The sequence below is a fragment of the Serratia sp. PAMC26656 genome, assembly GCF_016469055.2.
GTDB lineage: Bacteria > Pseudomonadota > Gammaproteobacteria > Enterobacterales > Enterobacteriaceae > Serratia > Serratia plymuthica.
Map to the genome: position 1 here is coordinate 4190869 of NZ_CP150486.1, position 24013 is coordinate 4214881.

Genomic DNA, 24013 nt, shown 5'->3' on the forward strand with positions numbered 1-24013 from the left:
TTGGTTATCGATTAATGTTTTTACGATTCTTTTGGAGTTGCATAACGCGTTGCCTGGCTGTCAGGTTTTTATCTGTCGGCACGAGCTGAGTTGCCGCTTGTTTTTCTGAATGTCCTTTTAACCACTGAGCCAACGAACGAATTGTGGTGTACTGGAATAAACTCATTACTGGGAAATTAAACCCTATTTCATCCTGTAATGCCCGATGCGTTTGGATAAGCCTGGCAGAGTCTCCCCCTGCATCAAAAAAGTTGTCCGTAAGACTAATTTCATTTCTATTTAAAACAATTCGCCAGACGTTTTTTACTTTCTCCTCAATACACATTCCATTTTCCGACGACATCTCAGTATCTTTTACATTCAACTTAGGTTCCGGCAATTTACTTTTATCAAGCTTTCCATTTACCGTTACCGGCATTTCATCAATCGTAATAAACAAAGCGGGAATCATATATTCAGGCAGACTCTGACTTAACGTTCCTTTAATCAGCGCAATATCTGGCTGAGTCATTGCCTGACCGACGATGTAGGCACAAAGCCAGTAATGGTGTCGTTCACCTTTTCTTGATACGTGCGTCGCCACAATGCCTTCACATCTCAGGATCGCCGCTTCGATTTCATCGATTTCGATGCGATAGCCATTGATTTTGACCTGTGAGTCCTGCCGCCCAAGGAACTCAATATTACCGTCGTCAAAGAACCGCGCCCGATCTCCAGTGAAATACATTCTGGCTGAAGGGGCGGCGACAAAAGGATCGCGACAGAATTTCTCCGCTGTGCGATGTGCATCACCGTAGTAACCCTCGGCCAGCACATCACCACCAATATACAAGTCGCCCTCAACCCCGACCGGTACCGGCAACTGCTGCGGGTCCAGAATGTAGTAGCGTGCATTCTGAATTGGCTTGCCGTAAGGAATGCTACTCAGCTCTCTTTGATTGCCGGATGTCGGGAAAAAGTTGGACCAAATAACGGCTTCGGTGGCGCCACCCAGCGCGATCAGCTCTGCTTTAGTGCATTTTTTCGCCAGCCGGGTCGGCAGCGACACCGGGATCCAGTCACCGGATAAAAATGCCAGCCGGAGATGCGGGTTACCTGTTACATCCAGATAAGGGATAAGTTGATCGAGGATCACAGGCGCCGAATTCCAGAAGGTTATCGCTTCCCGGCTGACAATCTGGCTCAGTAGTTCAGGGTTACGAATTTCTTCCCGGCTCGCTACGCGCAGCGTCGCACCCGCTGCCAGCGTGCCCAACATGTCATAAACGGAAAGGTCGAATGCGATCGACGTGACAAACAGAAGTTTATCCACGGGAGAAACCGCAAACGTGCGATTAACCCAGTCAATCAGATTGACCGCCGGTCGGTGTTTCACCGCGACGGCTTTCGGTATTCCCGTGGTACCGGAGGTAAAAATAATATAGGCACGATCATCCGCCGTAGCTGGATTGTCCGGCGGCGTGTCACACTGCATGCGATGTGCATCAGAGTCCGCCCAGATCAGCGTCAGTGGTACTTCAGCCTGAATGCTCAGCGCTTTATTACGCAAAGCGTCATCACTGATCAGGCCAGAAAAGTTGGCAACGGTGGCCATAAGCCGACAGCGTTCTGCAGGTGTCGACGGGTCGATCGGCACATAGACACATCCCGCCTTCAGCACTGCCAGTACGGCAATAACCATTGCCGCACCGCGTTCACATAAAATCCCTACATGAGCCCCCACCGGCACACCAGCATCACGCAGGCTCCAGGCCAGCTGGTTCGCACTCCGATCGAGCTGCTGATAGCTCAGCACATCCTGACCCGCAATCAGAGCGGTGTGGTCGGGTTGCCCGACAACACGTTGCGAGAAAAGCATGTCGATGCGCCCTTCAAACGCCACAGCCGTTTTCGTGTTGTTCCAATCCTCCACAATTTTCTGATGAGACGCCTCAGATAACAGACCGACCTGAGACAGCGGTGCTCTGCTATTTGCCGTCAGATTCGCGCAAAATCCGGCCCAGGTCTGCGACAAATTCCTCGCCATAGCATCACTAAACCGCTGCGTATCGTATTCCAGGTTCAGCACCAACCCGGTATTGTCGTAACGGAAAAACAGGCCGAGGTCAAAACGGTTGGTGCCAAGATCTACAGGCAAGAAGGTTGTCTGGCAGCCCTCCAGCTCCAGAAGTGCCGGAGATACTAACAGTGACAGCATGACATTCACGGACGGTACGCCTTCAGCGGAACGTAACCCTTTCACCGCATTCAATACTGACTCAAAAGGCACATCTGCATGCCGCAACAGCTGAAGGGTGTTCTCTTTCGCGGCCTGTAGTAACTGTTCAAAGGTCATGGCGGCATGTGGCCGTCCGCGCGCAATAGCAGTATTAACAAAATTTCCGACCGTTCTGGCGTATTCCGACGGACGGGTATGTACTGGCAAAGCCAGCAACACATCGTCACTTTCTGACAGTTTGCCCAGAAATGCCCAGGTAACGGCCAGCAGACCGTGGAACAACGACCCCTGATGCTGCTGACACAACTTCAACAAAGAGCGTACCGTCTCCTGATCCACCGTGATGCTTAGCAGTTGCCCAACACCGGTCGTGCTTCGTTTAGCCGGTTTGTCGAAAGGTAAGCGTAAAAGCTCTGGTGGATTCGCGAGCGCCATTTGCCACCATTGCAGCGACTTTTCCTGCTCCATTTGCAGCGACGGAGTCAGCAAATATTGGGCGTAGTCATTATACGATCGGCAGCTCTGTATGAGGGCGTGCGGGCGGTTATAGCGGAACGAGATCTCCTCCACTAGCAGCTCCATCGATCCATCGGCCGCAATGTGATGGGTTTTGATATCCACCAAGTGCAAGGTGGGAGCAACAGTGATAATTTGCACACCGAAGGGTACATTGCTACTCAGTTCAAACGGCTGTCGCTGGAAAGCGCTGGACAGAGTTTTGGCCTGCTCCAGTGCCTGAACCAGCGGCATCTGACTCAAATTTTTCTGCAACACGTTCACGCGGTGTTCGGCCAGTGGCACAGGTTGCAGGCCACGGTCGGACTCACCATATACCGTGTGCAGCATGGCATGGTGTGCCGCCGTTGCGGTCAGCGCCGCAATCAGCCGTTGGTTATCCAGCTCGCCCTGCAGTTGGAAGGTGTTTGCAATATTGTAACGCGGCGATCCCGGCAGCAGCTTTTCCAAGGTCCACATTCTGCGCTGAGAAGGTGTGCAGGACAGCTCTTCGCTGCTTCCGGCGCGATCGTCTATCACGTCGGATTGAGCTATCAATTTGGCTTGTTCAGCCAATGTGGACGCTGACATCAACGCTGCCAGCTCAATGCTGACCGAGAAGATTTCACGGATGTGATACTGCAAACGGGTGAACAACAGGGAATGCCCACCCAGAGCAAAAAAGCTGTCATGCCGGCCAATCGTCGGCTGCTCTAACAAACGACGCCAGCACTGTGCCAGGGTTTCTTCAGTCTGCCCCATAGGATGCTGATCGTCGGTTAAGTGTGCCCTGACAGTTGCGGCTTTACGCAGGTAAGCCCGATCAATTTTGCCGTTTGGCAGTCGCGGAAGCTTGTCAAAGACCTGCCACTCTGAGGGGATCATAAACGCCGGCAAGCGTGCGCTCGCCCACGCGGCGATATCGGCTTGGTTTGTGCTGTCGCGCAGTTCGAGCGCACAGCGCAGAAACTTTCCGCGTGCGGGTGAATCGACCACCACCACCGCAACCTCTGCCACCGCGGGATGCTTTCGCATTGTTGCGTCCACTTCACCGATTTCAACGCGATGACCACGAATTTTCACCTGATCGTCACGTCGCCCCAGACACAAAATCCGCCCGTCGGCAAGCTGGCGACCAAAATCACCGGTACGGTACATGCGATAGCTGTCTGGTTGCCGTTTATCCGGCATAAATACGCTCTCAAGGTCGGGGCGTCCGTAATATCCACGTGCAACACCCGGCCCGGCCACGTAGATCTCTCCAACCTCTCCGTGCGCGACCTCATTACCACTTTCATTCAGCAAATAGCAGTGGCGTCCCAGCATCGCAAGGCCAATGGTAGGCTGGTCATCGCTCGCCAAAACCTCGCTTACGGTGGAATAGGTCGTATCTTCCGAAGGTCCATATAAGTTGAAAATCTGCGCATTGGGGCACTGCGCGCGCAATACCAGCACTAAGCTTGCAGGCAGCGGTTCACCGGCTAGGTTAATCACCGAAAGCTGCTGTGGTAAATGCCCCAGCTTCGCCACTTCATTGAGCACAGAAGGCACTGTATTCAGCAGCGTCAGCACGTCGCGCCACTTCCAGTCAAGCAGCGATAAGCCATTTTCCAGGATGTGGATCATTCCCCCCGCGCTCAGCGGCACAAAGATTTCAAACACCGAGAGATCAAAGGTGATCGAAGTAGTAAATGCGACACTTGCCAGCTGCGATGACGAATAAAAATGATGCGCCCAGTAAAGAAGTGACAGTGCATTGCCATGCTCAATCATCACTCCCTTTGGCACCCCCGTTGAACCCGAAGTAAAAATAAAATAAGCCAGTGAGTTTGACTGTGCAGGGTCGTTATTCAGAACATGGTCCAGATCGGCCAGCGCAATATCTTCAATGCAAATGGCCGTGATATCACCAGGCAATGTCTCCGCCAGCAATCGCGTGGTAATGACACACTGAACCTGCCCTATCGTGATTAACTGCTCAATGCGCTGCTGCGGGTAACGTGGGTCAAGCGGCAAATAGGCGCAGCCGGCGGCCATAATGCCGATCAATGCAGCGGGTAAATTGCGATCGCGGGGTAAATACACCCCGACCGCCGTTTCCGGCATCAGTCCATGACTGCGCAAAGAGGAGGCAATAGCGCAGGCTTGCTCCCGTAACTCAGCGTAGGTCATCACACCGGCATCATCGCGAAGAGCAATTGCCGCTGGCGTGCGTATTGCCTGGCGAAAAAACGCGTTGTGTAAGCTGTATCCATAATCCGACGGACAGAAATGCCCGACAACGCTTGGAGGGTTATTCATCACAGTTCCTTCACTCGACGACGGTTATTAGAGAAACTCCATGACGGGAGAGCGTCAACGGGGTGCTGCTGGTGTTTGAGTCGCGCTTTTTCAGTGTCCAGCCACTGCATTAGCTGACAGAGGGGCGTTTCCGTGTTGGTTACAATCCGAGCCACTAAACCGACGAAACAATCACACAGCATCCCGACATCTTCCTGAGCAAAAAGGCCGTTACGATAGTCAAGCCCACCCTCCACTCCCGCACTATTACTGACGAGTGACAGCTTGATGTCATGGACGTCCAGTAGAAATTCAGCATCCAGCAGGCGAGACGCGATCCCATCGATATCCCACTGAGGAACCGGCACATCGTGCAAAACGAACCAGGAACGATAAATAGGTGACGATTCCGCATCGGAACGACGCGGACGGAGAAGACTCACCACCTGATCAAAGGGGATATCCTGATTGATGTAAGCATCAAGGCAGGTAAGACGTACCTGCTGTGCCAGTTGAGTAAAGGACTGCTCACGATCAAGATGAGTGCGGATCGCCAGGCTGTTGACCATGAAACCAATAACATTGGTCAATGCCGGATCCGCGCGGTGGCCCGCAGGCGTACCGACAATGATGTCATCCTGATGGCACCACCACCCCAGAACCAGCTGCCAAACCGACATGTAACCCATGAAAGGCGTAACACTCAGCGCAGAACACAGGTCAGTGAATGCCGTGGCAACCGGTGTTGTGATATGGAAGACATGGCGCTGTCCCCCCGTCGCCGGCTCACCCGTAACGATCGGCAATGCCAGGACGGGTAGCGCACCACCCAGTTGCTTCAACCAATATTCACGCTGTGCGGCAAACGCATCGGTCGCAATCTGGCTTTGTTCCCAGCAGCAAACGTCAAAGAAATTGAGCGCGTCAGCCGGCAAGTGCAGCGGTTGACCATTGAGCAAGGCGCGATAACGTTGACTCGCTCCTTTGATCATGATGGCAGTAGACCAGCCATCCCAGATGATATGGTGTGCAACCACAATCAACACATGTTCACGCGGAGAAAAACGCAGCAGATGTAATTTGAACAACTCGCCCGCATTAGCTTTAAGCGGGGTGTTCGCTTCGCGCTGAATATGCTGCCCGATAAAGTAATGGCGTTTGTTTTCTGCAACGTCGCTACAGTCGCTCATGCGGATAAGTGGTTGAGCGTCCGGGCGTAGCACCATATACGGCTCAGCGACATCGTCAGAGATCGCGCAGGTCAACACCGGATGCTGCTGAATAAACCCGGTCAGCGCCTGGGTGAACAACGCCACATCCAGCTCCCCCTCAAGGGCAAAAGGCTCCACCAAGTTATAGGTGGTATTACCTGGATAACATTGATCATGGAACCATAAGCGTAGCTGCGCTGAAGACAGCGGATAGCTATCACGCCGCTCTGCCTTTTGCACACCGGATTGACTTGTCTCATCGGAGCAAGCAGCAGGCTGATACTCTTCAACCACCTGGCTGATAGCACGCACGTTCGCGTGTTCGAACGCGGCCCGTAGCGGAAACAACGGGCACATCTCATGCCGGATGAGTGTAACCAACTCGGTCAGTCGGCGAGAATCCATGCCCAACGTAAACAGATCCTGCTCAACGCTGAACGTCGTGCATTGCATGATGGCCTGCACCAGCCCCGCCACCTGCGCTTCAGTATCATTTTTCGCGGCAATCTGCTGTGGTGCCAAGTCAAGCAGAACAGGGGAAGGTAGCTGCTTAACATCGACTTTTCCATTTGCGGTTAATGCAAAGCCCGGAACAACCGTGATCAATTTCGGCACCATGTATTCGGGCAGTCTTTCGGCCAGATGCCGCCGCAGCCGTGCAACGCCATTCGGGCAATATTCATTCAGGGTGACCCAGGCCACCAACAGCTTCGCCCCTTGGTGCTGATGAGCGCCGACGATGCAGCCTGTCACGCCATCGCATTTCAACGCAATCGACTCAATCTCCCCCGTCTCGACCCTGAAACCATTTATTTTGAGCTGGTTATCCAGTCTGCCCAGAAATTCGATGCTGCCATCAGCCATCCAGCGCCCCATATCACCGGTGCGGTAGAGTTTCTCTCCGGTACGAGGGTGGCTGATAAAGCGTTTCGCCGTTTCTGCCGGATTGCCAAGATAGCCCAACGAAAGGCCGTCACCACCAATATACAACTCTCCTGCAACGCCTATTGGACGGATGCGCATTTGCTGGTCAAGGACATAGAACTTCTGGTTAGCCAGCGCTTTGCCGTACGGAATGCTGGCCCGCTGACGATCCTCGCGCACAATGGGGTGGAAGATTGACCAAATCGACGCTTCCGTCGCGCCGCCAAGGCTGATTTGCAACGCCTCTGGCAGAGTTTTTTCAATACGCGCAGGCAATGAAACCGGTATCCAGTCGCCACTCATCATGATCAGCCGCACAGAGGGTAGTGTTTTCCGATGGGATTCAAGCGCTGACACCAGCAGCTCCATCAGTGCGGGAACGCTATTCCATAGCGTGACTTGATACCATTCAATACGGCTGATCCAATGTTCCGGATCTTTACTCAACCGGACATCCGGTATAACCACGGCACCACCGACGCTGAGAGGTCCAAAAATGTCGTATACCGACAGGTCAAAAGTCGCTGAGGAAAGGGCTAATACCCGGTCATTACGATTTAGCTGATAACGGCGGTTGATATCTGACACCGTGTTATGCGCAGCGGCATGGCTGATCATCACTCCCTTCGGGGTACCGGTGGTCCCGGAGGTAAAGATGATATAGGCCAGTGCATCCGGTGACACCGCCACCTCCGCACAGGTCGCCGCGTGATGGTATAAGGCATCAGACAGCACAATCCGCTGCAGCCCTCCAGGCCATTCGGTGGCCGCTGCACACTCCTCGGTAACCACGGCAATATGGATATCCGCCATGTTGAGTAAGGTATGCAGGCGTTCTTTTGGAAGCGAGGGATCTAACGGCACATAAGTGCATCCCGCGCGCAAGATTGCCAGGATGCCCGCAACCTGCTGCCAGCTCTTCTCCGCCACAATCGCCACCGCCGATGACGGAACCGCGCCCGCGCTCTGGATCCGTTCCGCCACTGCGGAGGTGAATCGAGCCAGTTCACCGTAGCTGATGGTGTCATTCCCAATGAGTGCGGGCGCTTCTGGCGTCACGTCTGCCCAGCGCAGGAAAGCCTGATGCAATAAAGCAGGAACGACCTCGCATGCGGTCTGGTTCGATGCAGACACCACGCCTCGGTTAAAGCGCTCTGCCCACTGCTCACGCCAACTGTTGTCTTGCCAGAGTGCCGGGTGGTGCGCCATTTTCAGCAACAGCGTGCGGTAATCAGCGAACATATTTGCCAGCATAGCGGGGTCAAAAATACCGTCTAATACATCCCAGTTAATCAGCAGATCGCCGCCTGCTTCGTACACCTGACAATCCAGCCAGACATGCGGCGTCTGTGAGATGCCGTCGATCAGCTTGCCAAGACGGCTAATGATCGGTTTATCCTGCGCAGAAGGGAAAATCAGGCTGGTAAAGACATAAGGCATCAGCACCCGCTGCTCGCGCTGTTCTGCAATGTCCCGCAGCACTTTAATTCCGTTATATTGCAGCGCTGCCAGATCATCCCACAGCCTTTTTTGCATCGCGCGCGCGCGGTCGATAAATGTTGATTCTTCACGTAGATCGGCTTCAAACAGCAGTACCGAAGTAAAGTCTCCCATCACGTTATAAATGCCGGGATCAACCTCTAGCCGGTTAAATGCCGGAAGATTCAGGCAGAAGTGCGGCGATTCAGCCCAGACGGTCAGCACTTCCGAGTAGGCAGTGAGTAACAGGGTTGATGCCGTAACACCGTGGCAACTGGCACTCTTTTTGATCTGCTGCCATACATCAGCTGGCAGTCGTGTTTCTCTGCGAACAAAACGATGCTGCTCTAGCGTATCGGGATCGGCAATTAAGGGTAACGCCGGGGCGGAAGGAAAACTCGCGATCCGCGACTGCCAGTAAGCTTTTGCCGTGGCAAATGCACCACTGGCTTCCAGACGCTGTTCGGCCAGGACGTAATCACGAAATTCAACATCACAGCGCTCTGGCTGGTAGCTGGCATCCTGATAGCAGGCTTCCAGCTCACTCCAGAACAACGTGATACTCCACGCATCCAGAATCAATAAGTCGAAGCTGATATGCAGGCGCGATGTGCTATCCGGCATATGCGAGATTGATAAATCAAACAGTGGCCATTGACGATAATCCATCACCTGATGGGATTTGCCCTCACGCCACGCACTGAGGTAATCCGTGGCCTCCTGATGGGATCGGCTGCTGTAGTCGTTGAGGGTAATGCGGTATGGCGGTACTTCAGGCAGCGTCCGCTGCATGCCATTATCATCGAACACCGTGCGCAGCATACTGTGCCGCTTGATCATTGCGTTTAGCGCCATCTCCAGGCGCGCTGCATCGAGTTGATAGCATTCGAACTCTTCATAAGCATGAGCAGCCATGCACCTTTCCGGGTTCCCTGTATTGCGGGCAATCCAGTAGGCATACTGAATGTCCGTCAGCGGAAATGGTTCGAACGCGTCTTGCGGGGCCTTTAACAAGGCGGCCGCTATTGCGGCTGCCTCATTATCCTCAACCAACGCTGATGTATCATCAGCGCTTTCAGGAATACGTTGGTCTACCTCGCTAACGAAGGCGTCGAATGTAGGGAAATCTAAAATCATGCCCGGCGGGAAGACGCAGCCATACGCTTTAGCGCGGCTGGCGATCTGAATACTCAAAATCGAGTCCCCTCCGAGTGAGAAGAAATTATCGGTGGGCTCCAGCGTTTCGATACCCAGCGCATCACACCACAGCTGCTGTAACCGCTCTGCTCTTGTTGCGGGTTCCGCACGAGAGTCGGGTATACTGTTCTCATCACTCACGGTTTCGCGTTGATCCGCCAGCGGGGTCGCTTCAATCCAATGGCGCGTGCGATCAAACTGATATCCCGGTAATGGAAGTAGCTGACCGTCGGTGGTCAGAACGTCTGAAAACTCTTCATAACCGCAACACCACAGCCCTGCCTTCAGACCCAATAGGGTTTCATCCGGGTTCCGCATTACCCACGTGGCAGGCAGAACAGAAATGACATTGATTCCCTCCCGCTGCTCGACACGCGTGATTTCCTTTATTGCGCCGTTAAGAGATGTACCAGGCCCACATTCAATAAAGTGATAAGAGGGATTGACAAGGAGTGTCCTTATCCCATCAGCAAAACGTACGGTTCCCCGTAGATGTTGTACCCAGTATTCAGGATCCGTGGCCTGTGCCGTCGTAATCCACGTACCGGTTAAGTTAGAGATGAAGGGCTGTTGCGGCGCAGCTAACGTGATATCTGCCAGTACGCCGCGATAAGCCTCCAGGCATGGCTCCATCATCGATGAGTGAAACGCATGCGAGGTTTCCAGCATGCGGCAGCTGATATCGTCATTTTCGAGCTGCTGACGCAGTTTTGCGACCGATTCCTGCGGTCCCGAGACCACACAGAGTGACGGCCGATTAATTGCGGCCACCGAGATATCTGCTGGCAGGCACGGGATCAACTGCTGTTCATCCAGCGACACTGCCATCATGTCGCCCAGCTCCATTGCCTGCATCAGACGCCCGCGTGCCGCAACCAGCCTGGCAGCTTCAGGCAACGACATAATGCCGGACAGTGTCGCGCAGATATACTCGCCAATACTGTGACCAATAAAGGCATCAGGCTGAACGCCCATCGCCATGAGCTGTTTTGCCATCGCATAGGCGACAGAGAACAACGCCGGTTGTGCGACGGCAGTCTGTTCCAGCAGTTCAGCCCCATGCTTATCAAAGACCACAGTCCGCAGATCGAACTGAAGATGATCGTTAAACAACTCAGCGAGCTGGTCGAACGTTTCAGCGAATACGCTGCCAGGCTGATAAAAATTACTCCCCATACCGGCAAAATGCGTCCCCTGGCCGGGGAACATCAATACCCAACGGACAGGCTTCTCACTGCACATCGCCATCTGTTTAGTACGCTGTGGATCGTCCCCCAATCGTTTGCTGGCTTCCTCCAGCGTCTGTGCCATAACCACTTGCCGGTAGGGAAAGTCCTGATAGCGACGCCGCAAGGTATAGGCTACATCGCGCAGGGACAGATCAGGATGGGATCCGAGGTAATCGGCTAATTGCCGAGATAAAGATTGCAGTGCCGTTTTGCTCTGCGCTGCTAAAGGTAAAACCAGATAATCGCCTTGATGCGTGTTTTGTCCCTCGAGTACTACGGGCGGTTGTTCAAGAACAACGTGCACGTTGGAACCACCAATACCGAATGCGCTTACCCCCGCACGCCGCACGCCAGGTCGATACCAGGGCTGAGACACATTGACGACGCGAAAAGGCGTTTGAGAAAAATCGATACCGGGATTTGGGCGTTCAAAATGGAGTGTCGCCGGAACGAAACCCTGCTGTACAATCCTGGCGGTTTTGATTAGCCCCGCAATCCCGGCCCCCACATCCAGGTGGCCTATATTGGACTTCACCGCGCCCAACAAACAACTGTCGGCCTCAATATGCGGATAGAAAGCCTGACTAAGCGCAGCGATTTCGATAGGATCACCCATCGCGGTGCCCGTACCGTGGGTTTCTACATAGCCAATCGAGTCAGGTGTCACATCAGCCGCAGCATGCGCCATGCGGATAACCTGCGCCTGCCCATCAACACTTGGCGCCGCGTATCCAACCTTCTGCGCACCATCGTTATTGGTGGCCGATCCACGGATAATCGCGTAAATCCTGTCTCCATCGGCCATTGCATCTTCCAGGCGTTTCAGCAGGACCACTCCCCCACCATTGCCCCTCACCGTGCCTGAGGCCCGATCGCTAAAAGGCCGGCAATGGCCGTCACGCGAGAGAATGCTGCCTTCCTGATGGATATAGCCTTGCGAGAGTGGAAATTCCAGCGAAAACCCACCGGCCAAAGCCATATCACACTCTCCCGCCAGAAGGCTTTGCGCCGCCTGATGCACTGCCAGCAAAGACCCTGAACAGGCTGACTGGACCACCACGCTAGGCCCTTTCAGATTGAGTTTGTAGGAGATACGGTTAGCCGCATAGTCTTTGTCATTGCCAATCAGCAATTGCATCTGGCTGGTCTGGGACTTGATTTGTCGGTTCGCTAACACTTGCTGGGTCAGATAGCTGGCGGGACCGCAGGCAACATAAACCCCGACAGGGCAAGGCGGCTCATAACCGGCGTACCCGCCATCTTCAAGTGCATGCCAGGCGCACTCTAATAACAAGCGTTGTTGTGGATCGGTAATATCAGCTTCACGCGCTGATATTGAAAAAAACTTCGCATCGAAGGCATCCACATCATCGACCAAAAATGCGGCAGGAATGAAGTTGTCATCATTTTCAAATCGCGTATCTTCGGTTTTTTCGAACCAAGTGACAGCCTCTTTCGAATTACATAAATTATCCCAGAATTCATTAATATCTTTCGCACCCGGGAACTTTCCCGCCATTCCAATTATTGCTATTTCGGTGCCGGCATAAAGCGTGGCTACTGCCGAATTTAATTCAGACATGTTCACTAGCCTCATTAATCAGAATAATCAGAGATAATTAGCGCGCACAAACTTCACAACATCACTTAACCAAATATCCCGATTTTCATCCATCAGAAAATGGCCAGTATTATGTTCAGTCACATTAATAGACGCATGACTCATCGTCGCCCAAGAATCAATATAATTACGGGGTATCACTGGATCTAAATTCCCATAACTAATATAAATTGGCGCATTTAGAATTCTGGGTTGTGCTGGTTGAAAATTGTCACTGGCACACAAATCACGCCTTATTGTATCGGCAAAAATAGAGAAGTATTCATCATCCGAAAATCCAGCATTACTTCTGTCACTGAGACTCGTTAAAGCATCAACCAATGCTTTATCAGATATATTTTCCCAGTCGATAATCTCTTTGCATACATAGGGTGCTCGTTGGCTTGCAATAAAAACGCCATCAACAACTATGCCCTGTTTTTCGAAACGATTAGCCAGTTCGTACGCCAACAGTGCGCCATAACTCACGCCACACACATAAAGTTTTTCAGCTGAAGCTGGCCTGATCCTCGCATAAATATCATCAATAACAGATTCGACGCTGTTCATTGCCCGCTCAGGAAAACGCTCTTCCCGGCCCGCAATAACCGGGGCATAAACATTAGCGTATTTCCCAACCTCACTCCCCCAGCGATGGTAGCGACCTGTACCACCTCCAGCATGCGGAAAGCAGATTAGATTATGCCGATTTTCAGGCGAGTAATGGCACTCACGAATAAACTGAGTTTTCATAATTATCATCTACTTACTTATTAAATAAAGACTCTGGCTTTGACCCTTTCAGTGCCAGTATGAAGGCAATTACCGCAAGACATGCTACTGACCCCATCAAGATATGCGGCGATCCATCATTCACTTCTGCAGCAAACTGCGTCGCAATACTGGCCAAAATCATGCTGATAAACATGCAAAACCCGGCGGCTGTGCCCGCTAATTCACGTTTAGCGCCGATTGCACTGGTCTGTGCAGCAGGTGCCGTTACACCGAAAAAGAAGCAAAACAGCATCGCAGGAATAACAAGCACATAAAGTGAAAGCGGCGCAATCAGTGTGAGAACCAAACCCGCAGAGCTAAATATAGCGCCGAGTAGACTGCCCCATTTCAGGCGCTGTGCCAGCAGAACAGAGTCTGGCAAACGGCCCGACAAAAGATTGCCAGCAATGACGCTGAGTGAGCAAATCAACAGCACAATACTGGATTCCGCTGCAGTAAAGCCAAACGTTGTCGTCAGCACAATGGGTGAGGTAGCCAGTATTATCATAAATGCAGACTGGGACAGTCCAAACTGGAATACATTTCCTGAGAAAATATGATTGCTGATTAATTGTTTATAGGCTTGCAGCAAGCTGAAGTTAGCATTATTTTCGGTAGTATTTCTGACAGTCGGTACCATAAGAACTACGCAAATCAATGCGACACAGGCAAATAAACCGATAAAGGTAAAATTAGATCGCCATCCGTAGTTATCCGTCAACACCCCCCCCAATGGCACGCCAATTAAAGGAGCTGTCATCATTGCAGCAACTAGACGTGACATTATTTTAGCTGCTTTCTCGCCTTGATATAAACGCATAATCATTGCTCGTGCTGCAACGACACCTGCCGCCCCACCCGCTGGTTGAATAACCCTGCCTAATATAACCATTTCGATATTATTCGAAAAATACCCGATAATGCTCCCCACAATCAGCACAAGCATACCAATAATCAGTAGTTTTTTATTTTCAAATCTGTCAGCCATTCTTCCGTAAAAGAGCGAAAAAAATGCAAAGCTCAACATTGAGAGCGAAATTGTCAGATTTGCTACTCCTGGAGTGGACGATAAATCTTTAATGATATTAGGCACAGAAGGCAAAAAAATCTGAAATGAAGCTGGCCCTAAAGCAGAAAGTAATACCAGCGTAAAAATGGCCGTTCGTTCTTTGTAACTGCTCATTTGATTCTTCACCATCCCAGGTACAGCCTTAGAATTATCACTCATGAACGCTCCCTATGTTGCTATTACAGTCACTATGTAAATAAGATTCAGCCAATCTTCAGCTTTTGTAAGTTTGATTAGTAAATCTGTATTGATAGACCTTGTCAATCACATGGCATTAACTTTATACCCACCTTTTTAACTTACAAAAAGTAACAAACAGCACAGAACCCATAAAAAATGCGGTCCGCGAAGGAAACGGCTGCATTTTCTTGCTTAAAAATAAGAAAGGATAAATCACTTATTAAAAACCATAATTTGTAGTTAAAAAAGTAAATTATATTGAAAAAAATAGAATTTTTAACCTAAAAAACAAACAAAAGAAGTTATTTGATCCATAGTGATTTAGCAATTAACACTATGTTACGGCGATCTTATTCAAATAAAATGATTATAAATACATAAATTACAGATTTTATTTGATTGATAATGTTAGACTTAGATCTAATCCCGCCAAACACACATCTTAAATTGACTATAAAAATCGACAAAACAATATTATTAACCATAAAAATTAAAATAATTAGTATAAAAAACCAGAACGGTGATTTGAGTACAGGTTTAGTAATACCGAATGACCTGTAAAGGTGTCTATTAAATGAACTAATATAATTCATATTCTCTAATGATTTCGAGTGGAGGACTTTCGAATTTAGGAACATCAATAATTTGACCGATTTTACGTTAACGCCATAATTTTTCGGTCAGGTAATTCTGCTGAATTATTTTTTGGTAGCTTGAGAGGGAAGTAAAATATTTATCGGGATTGAGACGCAGCACATTTTTGATCGTTGGCCTATAAGCAGGCCCCTGTAACCATTGCAAAAATTTCGCCAACGCCTTCTCAAGGAGCATTCTCGTTTCACACTTACTGCTCGATCAGGCGGAGATTTAATTTCACCTGTAATGCAGAGTTTGGTGTACCCAGCTTCAGGCTCCAGAATTGCTCGTTAAATGGCTTAAAATCGTTCTGGGTACGCAGAATGGTACATGATATCCGAAACAGCCATTTCTATTGAGGAGAGCATAATCCAGATCAGGTAATACGGGTAAAATCTCAGCCCCTTGGGGCACCCCGAGTCAAGGAGGCCATTAGTGGGGTTGCTGCCGGTGAGGTCAATCGCGCTATAGTGTCAAAAAATAAAAAGGAGCTGCCATGCAAACAAGACCCTACCGAGAAGCCGATCGTCCGTTCTTGCGCACCCTTTATCTGGCTGCGCGCAAGGCGGCGTTCACGTGGCGCGATACCGAAGATTACCGGCTGGAGGATTTCGACCGCTCGACGCTAGGCGAGGATATCTGGGTAGCGGAAGATCAGGGAAAACTGCTGGGGTTCGTCTCGATTTATCGCCAGGATAACTTTATTCACAACCTGTATGTCGATCCTCACCTCCCGCCACGCGGCGTCGGCACGGCCCTGCTGCACGCGGCGGAGCGAACCTTTACCGCCACCGGCTCGCTGAAATGCCTGGTGAAAAACAAGAAGGCGCTGGCGTTTTACCATAAGCATGGCTGGCAAAAGATAACCATCGGCAACGACGGCGGCGGAGAAGAATACTACCTGCTGCACTCGCCTAAAAAATAACCTCATCCGCTGTGAGCCAAACAGGAAAAGGCCTGACATAGTCAGGCCTCAGACTGCTGACAAAGCCCGGAATTAGGGAGAGCGTGCCGAAGGGGTCGTAACGGCCTTGGCCGTCGGAGCGCCCCTCGGTGCGCTAGGCCCGGGTATCTCGGACTCAAAGACAACTTTGTCATCAACCTCAGGCCTCCGGCACGGCTCAGACTACAACCCCCGCAAAACGATATCCTGCATCGCAGGGATGTTAGCTGTCCTGTACCGAGGGCCTTTCAGCGCTCCCCAGCGCCAATGTAACAATGAGAATGGATTTCATTTGCGTTAAAGACTATCCTCCGGTTTACCTCTTACAGGCTATTCAAGGAATGGACATGCAACATCAAACGGATACCCGTTTCCCGGACGCTGCGGCGGCAGACTACGATCGCCGTATTCTGACGCTGGTGCCCGGCTATCAATTCGCCCAGTCGCTGCTGACTGCCACTCTGGCACAGGCGTTACCGCCGCAAGCCCGGCTGCTGCTGGCCGGTTGCGGCACCGGCAACGAACTGATTGCGTTGGCGGGTATCGGTCCGCAATGGCTTTTCAGCGCCGTGGAACCTTCCGCCGGCATGCTGGCAGCTGCACGCACCAAGGCGGAAATGGCAGGCTGCGAACCGCGAGTCACCTTCCACCAGCAACTGCTGGACCAGGTGCCGCAAGCGCTGCACGACGCCGCCGTTTGTTCGCTGGTGCTGCACTTTATTGCCGATGACGGCGCCAAGCTGGCCTTCCTGCAACAGTTGGCCGCACGTTTGTCGCCAGGCGCGCCGCTGCTGCTGTTCGACTATCAGCCGGATGGCCTGCCGGTCAGCCACTATCAACATTGGCTGCAAAGCGCCGGACATTCCCTCGACGGCGCACGTGAGGTGATTGAACGCACCCGCAGCAACTGGCATCCGCTAGCGGCGCAGCGCGCCCGATTGCTGCTGACGGAAAGCGGTTTTACCTCACCGCAATTGCTGTGCGACGCGCTGGGTTTCCGGCTGTCATTGCTCTACCGCCGCGCCTGAGGCCGGCATGCCACGCAGCGTCAGCCACCAGAACAGCAAGGCGACCAGGCTGACGCCCGCACCCAACCAACACACGCCGGGCCAGCCCGCCACGGCGTATACGTGGGTGCCGGCAAAGGCACCCAACCCGCTGCCCACGGCGTAAAACAGCATATAACAGCCCACCAACCGGCTGTGGGCCTGCGGGTGCGCGCTAAAAATCATGCTCTGGTTCAGCACATGAATCGCCTGCCCGGCCAGATCGAGCAGCACAATACCGGCCACCAGCCACACCAGACCGTACTCCAGCATGCCGAGCGGCAGCCAGGCCAGCACCAGCAACAGCAGGCAGACACCGCTCGCCACTTGCCCTAACCCGCGATCCGCCAAATGCCCGGCGCGCACCGCCGCCAGCGCGCCCACCGCCCCGACCAAGCCGAAGGCGCCAATCACCGAATGTGAAAAATTGAACGGCGCCTGGCTGAGCGGCAGCACCAGCGCGCTCCAAAGGATGCTGAACGCGCCAAACATCAGCAGCGCCAGCATGCCGCGAATTTGCAGTGTGCGATCGCGCAGTAATAAAACCAGCATGGAGTACAGCAAGGCCGGATAACTGAGCGTCGACGGCGGCGTGCGCGGCGTTGGCAACAGGCGCGACAACACCGGCAGCAGGATCAACGTCACCGCAGCCGAGAAAAAATAGACCGCCCGCCAGCCGCCGATATCCGCCAGTGCGCCGGACAGCGTGCGCGCCAGCAACAGGCCCAGCACCACCCCGCCTTGCGCCGCGCCCACCACCCGCCCGCGTTCATGCGGTGCCGCCAAGGTGGCGGCAAAGGCGACCAATCCCTGAGTCATGGCGGTACCAAGCAAACCCACCAACAGCATACCTACCAGCAATAGCGCACTGCTGTTCGCCCATCCCACCACGCACAGCGCGGCCATCAATAACAGTTGCTGTACCGCCAGCAGCCGGTGGCGATTAATCAGATCCCCCAGCGGCACCACCAGCAACAGAGCCAGCGCACAACCAAGCTGGGTGGCGGTGATCACTATCCCCACCGACGCCAGGCTGATGTTGAAATCATGAGCGATCGCATCCAGCAGCGGCTGGGCGTAATACACGTTAGCCACGCTGAAAGCGCTGGCCCCGGCCAGCAGCAGCACCAGTGAAACGGGCAGCCGGCTGAGCGCACGGCTTTGCGGCGGACAGATCGGATCCAGCGTTTTGTCACTCATCGTTCACCCTTAAAGTGGTTTCATTATTAAACCCAATGAACTTTACGCGTAGAGGTTTTATAATGCAACCAGATATCATGAAGGGAACTGAACCATGAAACGTAAAAGCCTGGAAGATGCGCAGTGTCCGGTGGCACGCACGCTGGATGTGATCGGCGATTGGTGGTCTCTGCTGATCGTGCGCGACGCCTTTGACGGCGTACGCCGCTTCAGCGAGTTTCAAAAGGGATTGGGGATGGCGAAGAACATTCTCTCCACCCGCCTGCGCACGCTGGTGGCGCACGGGGTGCTGGAGATCGTGCCTGCCTCGGACGGCAGCGCCTATCAGGAATATATTCTCACCGACAAGGGCCGCGCCCTGTTCCCGGTGATCGTCGGCTTGCGCCAGTGGGGGGAAGATCATCTGTTTGCACGGGGCGAGGCGCACTCACATCTGGTGGAAAGCGGCAGCGGCCAACCTATCCCACGCATGACGCCGACCGGCCACGGCGGGCAGACTCTTACGCCGCTGAATACCAGAGTGGTGAAGGTGGAATGAGCATCAGCGTCGCCATGGCTCCCACTGTCGGGCAAACCTGCCGAGGAAGGTCATCGTTGAACCTTGTACGCCTGAAATCAGAGTATCGGCATGCATAAAAGACATAAAGTGTCAGATATGACACTTTATGGCTAATAGAGATAACCTTTGGATTGGCAGAGACGCGAAAGAAACAAAACAGTTCAAATATGACACTTTATGGTTTCCGGCAGAACAACGTGAAGCCGTGCTCAGGTACGTAGCAAGGAGAATAACCTTGCTTGGCGTGACCGAGCTTAAAACGACGTGAACGTGCCCCGGCCTTGCAACGTCCCCTGCGTAAGGTATAGTCCGCGTTTTACGGGGAAACCATGCTGACTCAATCATCCATTCGCCTTAACAAATACATTAGCGACAGCGGCATCTGTTCCCGTCGCCATGCCGATCGCCACATCAAACTGGGCAACGTTTTTATCAACGACAGGCTGGCCGCCGTGGGCGCACAGGTATTTTCAGGGGACAGGGTGAAGGTTAACGGTCAGCCGATCGCGCCGCGTGACGCGGATGATTTGGTGCTTATCGCGCTCAATAAGCCGGTTGGCATCCTCACCAGCATGGGCAAGCACGAGCGGGATAACATCGGCGATTTCGTTAACCACGACAAACGCACCTTCCCTATCGGCCGCCTGGATAAAAACTCTCAGGGGCTGATTTTTCTGACCAATCAGGGGGAGCTGGTCAACAAGATCCTCCGCGCCGGCAATAATCACGAAAAAGAGTACCTGGTCACCGTAAACAAGCCGCTGACCGAGGCGTTTATTCAGGGTATGGGAGCGGGTGTGCCGATATTGGGTAAAGTGACCCATCCATGTCAGGTAGAGAAAGAAACCTCGCAGGTGTTTCGCATCACGCTGGTTCAGGGGCTTAACCGCCAGATTCGCCGCATGTGCAAATATTTCGGTTATGAAGTCACCAAGCTTGAGCGCGTGCGTATCATGAACGTCGATCTCACCGGGCTGGCGCTGGGCGAGTGGCGGGATTTTACCGCTGATGAACGGCTCGAATTATTTAAGCTGATTGAGTACTCTTCGTCTGAAGAGCCTTGCCTTGCGGCACAATAGCGCCGAAGCTGAGATATCGCCAGGCAACACCCCGTTGCCCAGCGACATCTCGATACCACAGAGACCTAATTCATCAGCACATCAGAATGACCATTTGATGTTGGCATTGACCGCATTAACCTGAGTATCAGAACCGTATTGCCCTTGATAACCGACGGCCAACGTGGTGGATCGCGACAGCTTCATGCTCACCCCGACATCAGCCACCATCAGATTGTCGTCAACCGCCTGCCCCTGGGTGACAAAAGCGTCACTGCCGGCAAATGCCATGCGCGATGAGGTGTTTTTATCGCCGTAGGCATGCTGCCAACCCAGTGAACCGTAAAGACTGACGTTTTTCGGCAGTTCTTTGATACCCCGCACGCCCAATGTTGAATAGAACGTATTCATCGTTTCATTGCGGACGCTCAGCGCGGCGGCGCCGCCCTTTTCCTGGAAGTTATCGGTGTGCAGACGGATGTAGCTCAGATTGATAAAGGGCTCGACGTTCGCCTCCGGCTGACCAAAACGGTAGCTCGCTTCGGTGAATGCCAGCAGCGAGTCAGCGTCATAGTCCGCCTTGAGCCGATCGGAGAAATTGCCGACATCAACGTTGCGCTCATTCTCAAGCCGATGCCAGGTGTAACCCAGCGCACCGCGCAAGGAGAAGGCATCCTGCTGCCCTGCGGCATACAGACCCAGGTGGTAATTGTCGCTGTCGGACTTGGAGCGGCGGCTATCAATATCGTAATCGCCGCGGCTATACCCAAAATATCCCCCAACGCGGACACTGTGGTCGGTGAGTTTACGATCGGCACCGATCAAGAAGCCGCTGGTGTTGCCATCCAGTTTCCCCACGTTGTCGTTGCCGCTGTTTCTTGTCCAGGAGCCGAAAGTCTGCCCCCATACGCCGTTATTTTCGGCATTGGCCGGCTGAACCAGCGTCATCGCCAGCGGTGGAACGGGCAACGCATCATTATCGAACGCGCGCAACATGCGCTGATTCAGGACACTGAACACTTGGGTGCTGCCGGCAATCAGGTTTGACTGAATGGAGGGATAGACTTCACCAGACAGTTGATTGAATGCATCGCGGGCTTCCGGCGCGTTCAACAACAGCAAAGAGTTGTATAAGGCCAGTGAAGGGCCGCTCTGCGCCAACGTCGACAGGGCACCGGCGGTATTCCATTGGTTGCCGGTTTGCGCCACCGTTTGGAAAATACCGGGCTTGTTACCACCTTCACCTGGATTGCCGCCCTCACCTGGGTTGCCGCCTTCGCCTGGATTACCACCCTCACCTGGGTTGCCGCCCTCGCCTGGGTTACCGCCCTCACCTGGGTTGCCGCCCTCGCCTGGATTGCCGCCCTCGCCTGGGTTGCCGCCTTTTTGCGCAATCGTCAGATCCACGGCATTCGTACTCTGGTTGAGCGCCACGTCCAAAAAGGCAGATTTTGAGATAGCCTCGGCGAACCGGCCGTCGATCCCGCCCTCCGAGGTTAAAATGCGGTAGCTTTGTCCTGTCTGATAGCTGGTTTGCGGATCCAGCGCAGTAACCTGCACTTTGGCCTGCTCGCTGAGGGTGGTTTTACCCGCGACAACCAGCTTGTCGCTGCTGCCGTCGCCGGCGATATCGACGTCGTAGAAAGATTCACCGAGGAAATTCAAATCGCGTTTCAGCGTGATCGTGCCGATATTGCCGTCGCCGGGGGAAATATGGCCGCCGGACTGGATCTCGATCTGACCCAAGTTGCCGCCCTCGCCGCCTTTTTGCGCAATCGTCAGATCCACGGCATTCGTACTGTGGTTGAGCGCCACGTCCAAAAAGGCAGATTTTGAGATAGCCTCGGCGAAGCGGCCGTCAATCCCACCCTCCGAGGTTAAAATGCGATAGCTTTGTACGGTCTGATAACTGGTTTGCGGTTCCAGCGCGGTAACCTGCACTTTGGCCTGCTCGCTGAGGGTGGTTTTACCCGCGACAACCAGTTTGTCGCTGCTGCCGTCGCCGGCGATATCGACGTCGTAGAAAGATTCACCGAGGAAATTCAAATCGCGTTTCAGCGTAAGCGTGCCAATATTGCCGTCGCCGGGGGAAATATGGCCGCCGGACTGGATCTCGATCTGACCCAAGTTGCCGCCCTCGCCGCCTTTTTGCGCAATCGTCAGATCCACGGCATTCGTACTGTGGTTGAGCGCCACGTCCAAAAAGGCAGATTTTGAGATAGCCTCGGCGAAGCGGCCGTCAATCCCACCCTCCGAGGTTAAAATGCGATAGCTTTGTACGGTCTGATAACTGGTTTGCGGTTCCAGCGCGGTAACCTGCACTTTGGCCTGCTCGCTGAGGGTGGTTTTACCCGCGACAACCAGTTTGTCGCTGCTGCCGTCGCCGGCGATATCGACGTCGTAGAAAGATTCACCGAGGAAATTCAAATCGCGTTTCAGCGTAAGCGTGCCAATATTGCCGTCGCCGGGGGAAATATGGCCGCCGGACTGGATCTCGGTCTGGCCCAAGGTGCCGTTGCCGCCCAGCGTACCGCCGGATTTGATCGACGCGGCGCTGCTGTAACCCAGGCCATTGCTGACGTCAGAACCGGCCGTACCGTTGAGGATCAAGGTACCGCCGTTCTCGGCGCTCAGCGTCTGCACGTCGAAAGGACTGTCTTCTGGTTGCGTATTGATATCGCCGGCGATGATGATTTTGCCGCCCCGCGCGGTCACATTCGCCTTGAGCTGGGTCAGATCGCCGCTCAGCGTCGTATGCCCGGCGGTATTGATAACCTCGCCTTCCCCCATCATCTTGTTGCGGAAGTCGTAGTTATCGGAAGTATGGTTAAAGTACACATAGCTGCCGAACAAGCCGCCCCGCAGGTTGACCGCCGTCTGGGCATCGATAGTGCCCGCGCCACCCGCCGCGCCTAGCGTGGGTTCGGTCAATCCGGTGCCGGTATCCATATTGCCGCGGCTGCCGATGATCAGTGCGCCTCTGTTCGAGCCGGAGCCGGTATCGCCCAACCGCAGTTCGTTTGCGCCGGCGGAAAATTCACCGCCGTCAACAACCGAAAGCACACCGTTGCCGTAATCCCCCACGCTGACATGGCTCCCGCTGGTAAAGCGCGAGCCATTGCCAGCAATATATAATTCGGCAGTTTTGCGCGAACCTGAAACGCCGGCAATCTCTGCGCTGCCAACGTTGACCACCCCACCGTTTAGTACGTCCAGATCGCCGTAAAGCGTGAGCGCGCGGCCGACGTTCCACTGGGACAGTGCCCCCGTGACGGTGACTTTAGGGCTCAGCTTATCGGTCTCATCAGGCCCGAAACCATTGCCAACATGTGCATCATAGATGGTATTCAACATCGCGTATCCTGTAATCGACACGGTGGATCGGGCACCCAACTCGGTGCCGACGCGGAGAAAATTGCTGGCGACTCGAGAACGGAATTGGATGCCCGTTATCTCAATCCTGCTGTCGTAGCCGCGGGTGGTACCTACTACGATATTTTTCGCTCTGACCAGCCCGCCCTCATCAACCCACAAGGTACCCCACTCCAAGTTCAAATTGCCGCGCAGTACTGATTGGTCGTTCACCACGTTCAATTCGGATCTCCACCCGCGGACCGTGATCATGCTGTCATAAATCTGACCGTTGAACATCCGACCGATGTGGATGTTATAAGCGGTGAGCTGGCCATTACGGATTTGCAGGTTTCCGATTCGATTGCGGCCGACGTAAACATCCCCAGTGTAGGCCAATGGTTCGGAAATAACTGAGTAGCCGTCAAAAATCACATCGTCTGCGCGAGCAATATCGACGGGCGCCAGCATCAAAAGCGGCGCGTAAAATAGAGCGAGGTAAAGTTTGGAAAGCGGTGTTTTAACCACTAAAGGTTGCAATATAATGTCATTCATGGGTTATCT

10 protein-coding genes are annotated in these 24013 nt (G+C 53.3%); 4 read left to right on the plus strand and 6 right to left on the minus strand.

Annotated elements, in window-relative coordinates; all coding sequences use genetic code 11:
* Nucleotides 1-4: 4 nt before the first annotated feature.
* From JEM67_RS20720 to JEM67_RS20735, 4 genes are read right to left on the minus strand one after another with little or no spacing between them, the layout of a single operon-like run.
* Nucleotides 5-5014 (minus strand): non-ribosomal peptide synthetase, encoded by a 5010-nt coding sequence (locus JEM67_RS20720; protein ID WP_199637054.1) that lies wholly within the window; start codon nt 5012-5014, stop codon nt 5-7.
* Nucleotides 5014-12615 carry a non-ribosomal peptide synthetase/type I polyketide synthase gene (locus JEM67_RS20725; RefSeq protein ID WP_199637052.1) on the minus strand — a complete coding sequence of 2534 codons (7602 nt, stop codon included), beginning with the start codon at nt 12613-12615 and terminating at the stop codon, nt 5014-5016. The genes JEM67_RS20720 and JEM67_RS20725 overlap by 1 nt, the downstream gene beginning before the upstream one ends.
* Before the next feature lie 27 nt (nt 12616-12642).
* Nucleotides 12643-13386 (minus strand): thioesterase II family protein, encoded by a 744-nt coding sequence (locus JEM67_RS20730; protein WP_199637050.1) that lies wholly within the window; start codon nt 13384-13386, stop codon nt 12643-12645.
* Between the two features lie 13 nt (nt 13387-13399).
* Nucleotides 13400-14635: an MFS transporter gene (locus JEM67_RS20735; RefSeq protein ID WP_199637048.1), complete on the minus strand. Its 1236-nt coding sequence runs from the start codon at nt 14633-14635 to the stop codon at nt 13400-13402.
* A 1153-nt stretch (nt 14636-15788) separates the two neighbouring features.
* On the opposite strand from JEM67_RS20735, the gene JEM67_RS20740 reads away from it, so the two are divergent.
* Both JEM67_RS20740 and JEM67_RS20745 read left to right on the plus strand, forming a co-directional pair.
* Nucleotides 15789-16217 carry a GNAT family N-acetyltransferase gene (locus JEM67_RS20740; protein WP_199637046.1) on the plus strand — a complete coding sequence of 143 codons (429 nt, stop codon included), beginning with the start codon at nt 15789-15791 and terminating at the stop codon, nt 16215-16217.
* A 365-nt stretch (nt 16218-16582) separates the two neighbouring features.
* Nucleotides 16583-17263 carry a class I SAM-dependent methyltransferase gene (locus tag JEM67_RS20745; RefSeq protein ID WP_013814117.1) on the plus strand — a complete coding sequence of 227 codons (681 nt, stop codon included), beginning with the start codon at nt 16583-16585 and terminating at the stop codon, nt 17261-17263.
* On the opposite strand, the gene JEM67_RS20750 is transcribed toward JEM67_RS20745, so the two are convergent.
* Nucleotides 17240-18481: an MFS transporter gene (locus JEM67_RS20750; RefSeq protein ID WP_199637044.1), complete on the minus strand. Its 1242-nt coding sequence runs from the start codon at nt 18479-18481 to the stop codon at nt 17240-17242. The two genes, JEM67_RS20745 and JEM67_RS20750, sit on opposite strands and share 24 nt — an antisense overlap.
* 94 nt (nt 18482-18575) lie before the next feature.
* Between JEM67_RS20750 and JEM67_RS20755 the strand changes: the two genes are divergently transcribed.
* Both JEM67_RS20755 and rluF read left to right on the plus strand, forming a co-directional pair.
* Nucleotides 18576-19019 (plus strand): winged helix-turn-helix transcriptional regulator, encoded by a 444-nt coding sequence (locus tag JEM67_RS20755; RefSeq protein WP_199637042.1) that lies wholly within the window; start codon nt 18576-18578, stop codon nt 19017-19019.
* Between the two features lie 350 nt (nt 19020-19369).
* Nucleotides 19370-20119 (plus strand): 23S rRNA pseudouridine(2604) synthase RluF, encoded by a 750-nt coding sequence (gene rluF, locus JEM67_RS20760; protein ID WP_199637040.1) that lies wholly within the window; start codon nt 19370-19372, stop codon nt 20117-20119.
* 81 nt (nt 20120-20200) lie between these two features.
* Here the strand turns inward: rluF and JEM67_RS20765 are convergent, their stop codons facing one another.
* Nucleotides 20201-24004, minus strand: coding sequence for an autotransporter domain-containing protein (locus JEM67_RS20765; RefSeq protein WP_426406335.1), 3804 nt, complete (start codon nt 24002-24004; stop codon nt 20201-20203).
* Nucleotides 24005-24013: the final 9 nt, after the last annotated feature.